This is a genomic window from Protofrankia sp. CiP1_Cm_nod3 (assembly GCF_982290655.1).
Window position 1 is genome coordinate 16,428 of record NZ_CEVIVD010000057.1, and the last position, 5,757, is coordinate 22,184.

General features: G+C 73.3%; 6 protein-coding genes. 1 reads left to right on the top strand and 5 read right to left on the bottom strand.

Annotated elements, in window-relative coordinates:
- On the bottom strand, positions 1 to 697 hold a 697-nt coding region (ruvA, locus tag AC5LUJ_RS13000), incomplete at its 3' end, for a Holliday junction branch migration protein RuvA (RefSeq protein ID WP_493464998.1).
- A complete protein-coding gene (gene ruvC, locus AC5LUJ_RS13005) occupies positions 694 to 1,230 on the bottom strand; it encodes a crossover junction endodeoxyribonuclease RuvC (RefSeq protein ID WP_250283892.1) in 537 nt (178 codons plus the stop codon). The genes ruvC and ruvA, both read right to left, overlap by 4 nt.
- Before the next feature lie 474 nt (positions 1,231 to 1,704).
- Between ruvC and AC5LUJ_RS13010 the strand changes: the two genes are divergently transcribed.
- Positions 1,705 to 2,709 (top strand): alpha/beta hydrolase, encoded by a 1,005-nt coding sequence (locus AC5LUJ_RS13010; protein WP_250283894.1) that lies wholly within the window; start codon positions 1,705 to 1,707, stop codon positions 2,707 to 2,709.
- A gap of 189 nt (positions 2,710 to 2,898) precedes the next feature.
- Here AC5LUJ_RS13010 and AC5LUJ_RS13015 read toward each other — a convergent pair whose 3' ends face one another.
- The 3 genes from AC5LUJ_RS13015 to pdxS all read right to left on the bottom strand — a co-directional run bounded on the left by AC5LUJ_RS13015 (position 2,899) and on the right by pdxS (position 5,470).
- The gene (locus AC5LUJ_RS13015; RefSeq protein WP_250283896.1) at positions 2,899 to 3,654 is read right to left on the bottom strand and encodes a YebC/PmpR family DNA-binding transcriptional regulator; all 756 of its coding nucleotides are present in this window, start codon (positions 3,652 to 3,654) and stop codon (positions 2,899 to 2,901) included.
- A 98-nt stretch (positions 3,655 to 3,752) separates the two neighbouring features.
- Positions 3,753 to 4,460 (bottom strand): pyridoxal 5'-phosphate synthase glutaminase subunit PdxT, encoded by a 708-nt coding sequence (gene pdxT, locus AC5LUJ_RS13020; protein ID WP_250283898.1) that lies wholly within the window; start codon positions 4,458 to 4,460, stop codon positions 3,753 to 3,755.
- Positions 4,454 to 5,470, bottom strand: a complete 1,017-nt coding sequence (pdxS, locus tag AC5LUJ_RS13025; RefSeq protein ID WP_445548402.1) for a pyridoxal 5'-phosphate synthase lyase subunit PdxS — start codon at positions 5,468 to 5,470, stop codon at positions 4,454 to 4,456. Before pdxS ends, pdxT begins: the two co-directional genes overlap by 7 nt.
- Positions 5,471 to 5,757 lie beyond the last annotated feature (287 nt).

Here is a 5,757-nt window from a genome sequence, read left to right on the forward strand (position 1 = left end):
CGATAGCCTGCGGGCTACCGGGGACGTCACGGCCCGCCCGGCCGCCCGGCCCGGCACCACCGCGGCCGTTGCCGGCCGGCACCGTGGCCAGCGCATCGGCCGCGCTGGCGGCCAGGGGGTCGGCCAGCGCGGCGGCCAGCGCGTCGTCGGCCTCCCGCGCGGTGTAACCGAGCCCGAGCAGCGCAAGACGGACCTGCTCGGCGGCGGCGACACCCGTACCCGCGGCCGGCGTGGCACCGCCGCCGGTGCCCCCGCCCCCACCCACACCGTCATCTCCCGCGGACGGCATCGGCGTGGGCGGGCCGAGCCGGTCCTTGAGGTCGAGGACGATGCGCTGCGCGCCCTTGCGGCCGATGCCGGGCACCTTCGTCAGCGCCGCGAGATCCTCCGCCGCGACCGCACGGCGGACGCTGTCCGGGCTGTGGACGCCGAGCACGGCCTGGGCGAGCCGGGGGCCGACCCCGGAGGCGCTCTGCAGGGTCTCGAAGACGTCACGCTCGTTGGCGTCGACGAAGCCGTAGAGCGTCAGCTCGGTCTCCCGGACGACCAGGGTGGTGACCAGTCGTGCCTGCTGCCCGACCCGCAGCCCGGCCAGGGTCGTGGGGGTGCACTGGACGAGCAGCCCGACCCCGCCCACCTCGACGACGGCGGCGTCGGGCGACAGGGCGGCAACCGTCCCGGCCACGGACGCGATCATCTGCGGCTCCCGCTGGCGGCCGCGGAAGCCTGCCTGACTGCGGCCTGCATCCGGGCGAGCGCCGGCCCCCGCGACAGGTGGCACAGCGCAAGAGCCAGGGCGTCGGCGGCGTCGGCCGGCCGCGGCGGGTCGGACAGCCCCAGCAGGCGGCTGACCATGAAGGTGACCTGGGCCTTGTCCGCCCGGCCGCTCCCGCTCACCGCGGCCTTCACCTCGCTGGGGGTGTACAGCGCGACCGGCAGGCCACGGCGGGCCGCGCTGACGATCGCCACCGCCCCGGCCTGCGCGGTACCCATGACCGTCCGGACGTTGGCCTGGCTGAACACCCGCTCGACAGCGACCGCGTCGGGGCGGTGCCGGTCCATCCACTCACCGAAGCCGCGTTCGAGCGCCCACAGCCGGGCGGCGACGTCGTCGGCGGCGGGCGTGCGCAGCACACCGACCTCGACCAGCGACGCCCGCCGGCCCGGCCCGCCCTCGACAACCCCGAGACCGCAGCGGGTAAGCCCCGGATCGACCCCCAGCACCAGCACCGGCACCCTCCACGACCAGCTCGTCGACCGTCGTCCCGACCGTCCGCCGGGCATCGTGACCGCCGGACGGCCCGCAGCGGCCGGCTGCCAGCCCGGGACGACAACCCGGGGAGACAACCGTGATCACGCAGCCCTCGGCCCGCCAGCGGGCCGGGGAACCGGCCCTCCCGGCGGTTCGCCACGATTGTGGCATGCCTGAACGCCTGTTCGAGCGCAGCGACACGCCTACCCAGACGCCGACCCGACAAACACCCACCGCCGGCCGGGCAGCGGCCCGGCCATCACCCACCGCCGGCGGCCGGCGTCAACCGGCTGTCCGCAACGCCACCCGCGGCCATCGGCCCGGTGCGGATCAGCATATGGTGAGATGACCGGCGGTGCCCCGTGGAGATCGCCGACGCCCCGCCGGGCCAACGGGAAATCCTGCCGACAAGCACCGGGAGACGCCGGGAAACCGGGAAATGAGGTCCACGCATGGGCTCCGATCCCGCCGCCGGCACCGAGCCGGCCGTGCTGGCGCAGCCAGCCGTGCCGGCGCAGCCAGCCGGGCCGGCGGCCGGACACGGCGACGGGCGGGCGCCACGCGCGGATCCGCCGGGCCAGCCACGTCACGTCCGCCTCGACGCCGGTGACGTGGAACTGTCCGGGCTGCTGGCCGAGCCCGACGGCCAGCCGCGGGCTCTCGTCGTCGGCCTGCCCGGCGGGGGGATGCGCGCATCCTACTTCCACGGCCGGACGCACCCGGACCTGTCCCTGCTGGCCATCGGCACGGCCCTGGGATTCAGCGTGCTGGCGCTGGACCGCCCCGGCTACGGAGCGTCGGCGGGGCTCGGCCTGCCCCACCAGCGGCTGGCCGGGCAGACCGCCATCACCTGGCGGGCGCTGGAGGCGTTCACCGCGTCCCATGCCGTGGGGGCGGGCCTGTTCCTGATCGGCCACTCGTTCGGCACGATGCTGTCGGTGTCGCTCGCCGCGGACGAACGCGGCGAGCGTCTGCTCGGGCTCGACGTCTCCGGGGTGGGAGCCCGATACCGTGACGGCCTGTGGCCGTCGCGGATCGCCGCCGACAGCAGCGCCGCCGAGATCCACCGGGAGCATGCCCTCGCGGCCCGCAGGCTGTTCTGGGGGCCGGAGCACCTGTACCCGCCCGGCACGTTCGTCCTGGGGACGGTACCGACAGCCCCCGTGCCGGCCGGCGAGGCATCCGATGCCGCGAAGTGGCCGCGGTGGCTGCCTCTGCTGGGCCCGCGGGTGCGGGTGCCGGTCCGCTGGACGCTCGCCGACCACGAGGCCTGGTGGGATCTTGACGAGGCGATGGATGCCGAGCTGCGGGCCGCGTTCAGCGCCGCGCCGCACTTCGAGCTGGTCCGGCAGCGCGGCGCGGGCCACAACATCAGCCTGGGGTGGGCGGCCCGCTCCTACCACCTGCGGGCGCTGTCCTTCGCCGAGGAGTGCATCCGCGACCGGGACACGGACTGACCACGCCTACCCCCGCAACAACACACCCCCGTAACAACAAGTACCCCAGAGCGATACAATCCGTCACAACATACTCCATGACGGCACGTATTCCGGAACGGTCTATGCCCATACTGTGACGATATCGGCACGAACGGCGATGTCGGAGGTCTCGGAATCGCGGTGGCACCGGCGCCGCCGGGGAGCCGTTCAGGCCGAGACCAGCTCCATGATTTCATCGGAGATGTCGGCGTTGAACCAGACATTCTGGACGTCGTCGAGGTCCTCGAGTGCCTCGACGAGCTTGAGGACCTTGCGCGCCGCCTCCTCGTCCAGCGGCACGCTGACGCTGGGCAGCCAGGACAGGTCCGCCGAGGCCACCGTGAGCCCCGCGCCGGTGGCCCCGACGCGCACCGCGTTGAGGTCCGTGGCCTCCGAGACGACCTCGAAGGTGTCACCGAGGTCGTTGACCTCCTCCGCGCCGGCGTCGAGCACCGCGGCCAGGACGTCGTCCTCACCGAGGTCAGGGGTCTTCGTGACCAGGACGACGCCCTTGCGGTTGAACAGGTAGGACACCGACCCTGGATCGGCGACGCTGCCGCCGTTGCGGGTGATGGCCACCCGCACGTCCGAGGCGGCCCGGTTGCGGTTGTCGGTCAGGCACTCGACCAGCACGGCCACCCCGTTCGGCGCGTACGCCTCGTAGGTGATCTCCTCGTAGCTGGCCCCGCCGGCGAGCTCGCCCGATCCCCGCTTCACGGCGCGGTCGATGTTGTCGTTCGGTACCGACTGCGACTTCGCCTTGGCGATGGCGTCCGCGAGCGTCGGGTTCCCGGCCGGATCCCCGCCGCCGGTCTTGGCCGCCACCTCGACCGTCTTGATCAGCTTCGCGAACAGCTTGCCGCGGCGCGCGTCGATGACGGCCTTCTTGTGCTTGGTGGTCGCCCACTTGGAGTGACCGCTCATGCCGTGCCCCTCACCCTGTCCCTGCTCCTGCCTGCCATCTGTGCCCCGTACAGCTGTGCCCCGCGCCCCGTGCCCCTGTGGAGCCGTGCCCTGTGCGGCTAGGCCTCGTGCGCAGGTGTGCCCCGTGCGGCCCGTCTGCCCCGCGCGCCTTCCACCATGCCGACGAACAGTTCGTGTATCCGCCCGTCGCCGGTGAGCTCCGGATGGAACGCGGTCGCCAGCACGCCCGCCTGGCGGACGGCCACAATCCTGTCACCGACCCTACCGAGCACCTCGACCTCGTCCCCGATCTTCTCCACCCAGGGCGCCCGGATGAAGACCGCCCGGACCGGGCCGCCGGCGACACCGGCGATGTCGATCTCCGCCTCGAACGAGTCGACCTGGCGGCCGAAGGCGTTGCGCCGCACGACCACGTCCAGCCCGCCCAGCAGCGGCTGGCCGGGCCTGCCGTCCAGGACGTCCCCGGCCAGCAGGATCATGCCCGCGCACGACCCGAACACCGGCAGCCCGGCCGCGATCGCGTCCCGCAGCGGCTCCAGCAGCTCGAACACCCGCAGCAGCCGGCCGATCGTGGTGGACTCGCCGCCGGGCAGCACCAGCCCGTCCAGAGTGTCCAGATCGGACGGCCGGCGCACCTCGACGACCTGGACGCCGAGCGCGGCCAGCGCCCGGGAATGCTCGCGGACGTCGCCCTGCAGCGCCAGCACGCCCAGCCGCGCCGCGCCGCGTGCCGGCCTGACCTGTGCCGGCGCGGCCTCGCGCTCCGAGGCGGTCTGGGGCCAGTGCGCCTCGGGACAGCTCACCATCCGCGGTCGGCGAAGCGGTCCGCGGGCGCAAGATCGCTGACGTTGATGCCGACCATGGCCTCGCCGAGGCCGCGGGAGACCTTCGCGATGACGCCCGCGTGGGCGTACATGGTGGTGGCCTCGACGATCGCCCGGGCGCGCCGCGCCGGGTCACCGGACTTGAAGATGCCCGAGCCGACGAACACACCGTCCGCCCCCAGCTGCATCATCAGGGCGGCGTCCGCGGGCGTGGCGATGCCACCGGCGGTGAACAGCACGACCGGCAGCGCGCCGAGCCGCGCGACCTCGGCGACCAGCTCGTAGGGAGCGCGCAGCTCCTTGGCCGCGGCGAAGAGCTCGTCGGGCGGCAGCGCGGACAGCCGCGCGATCTCCGCCCGGATCGTGCGCATGTGCACGACCGCGTTGGAAACCTCGCCGGTGCCCGCCTCGCCCTTCGAGCGGATCATGGCCGCGCCCTCGCCGATCCGGCGCAGCGCCTCCCCCAGGTTGGTCGCGCCGCACACGAACGGGACGGTGAACCGCCACTTGTCGATGTGGTGGTGCGGGTCGGCCGGGGTGAGGACCTCGGACTCGTCGACGTAGTCGACCCCCAGCTCCTGGAGCACCTGGGCCTCGACGAAGTGGCCGATGCGCGCCTTGGCCATCACCGGGATCGACACCGCCTCGATGATCGATTCGATCATCTCCGGGTCGCTCATCCGGGCGACCCCGCCCTGGGCGCGGATGTCGGCGGGCACCCGTTCCAGGGCCATCACGGCGACGGCGCCGGCGTCCTCGGCGATCCGGGCCTGCTCGGCCGTGACCACATCCATGATCACGCCGCCCTTGAGCATCTCCGCCATGCCCCGCTTGACCCGGGCCGTGCCCAGGTGGGCGCCACCTCCCGCACCGGCCACGCTGCCCGCACCGGCTGGGACGGGCGGGCCGGGCAGCGTGGCCGTGGGCACGGATCCGTGGTCCGGTCCGTGGCCCCGCGAAGCGGGCTCGGCAGCGGTCAGGCCCTCGGACATGGCATGCCTCTCTGTACGCAGACGGGACCGGCGCAGGCATCGGTCCGCGGCGAACATCCCACCTGGGCCGGACGCCGACAAACCACGGCTTCCACGAGCGCAGCCACGTCGGACACGCGGCAGTCAGCCCGGACGGAAGACATCCCATCCTACGACCGGAAGGCCGTACCGGACGGGATGGCGATTACGATCGACAATAGCGAAGAATTTACGGTGCGAACCTGGACATATCGTTATCATATGTACTGCCGCCATGCCTGTCGCTGTCGCGCGCGGTCCTGTCATGC

What these genes read in the sequence shown, in the direction of transcription:
- AC5LUJ_RS13010 (WP_250283894.1), top strand. Translation starts at nt 1,705, where the DNA reads ATGGGCTCCGATCCCGCCGCCGGCACCGAGCCGGCCGTGCTGGCGCAG.
- pdxT (WP_250283898.1), bottom strand. Translation starts at nt 4,460, where the DNA reads ATGGTGAGCTGTCCCGAGGCGCACTGGCCCCAGACCGCCTCGGAGCGC.
- AC5LUJ_RS13015 (WP_250283896.1), bottom strand. Translation starts at nt 3,654, where the DNA reads ATGAGCGGTCACTCCAAGTGGGCGACCACCAAGCACAAGAAGGCCGTC.
- pdxS (WP_445548402.1), bottom strand. Translation starts at nt 5,470, where the DNA reads ATGTCCGAGGGCCTGACCGCTGCCGAGCCCGCTTCGCGGGGCCACGGA.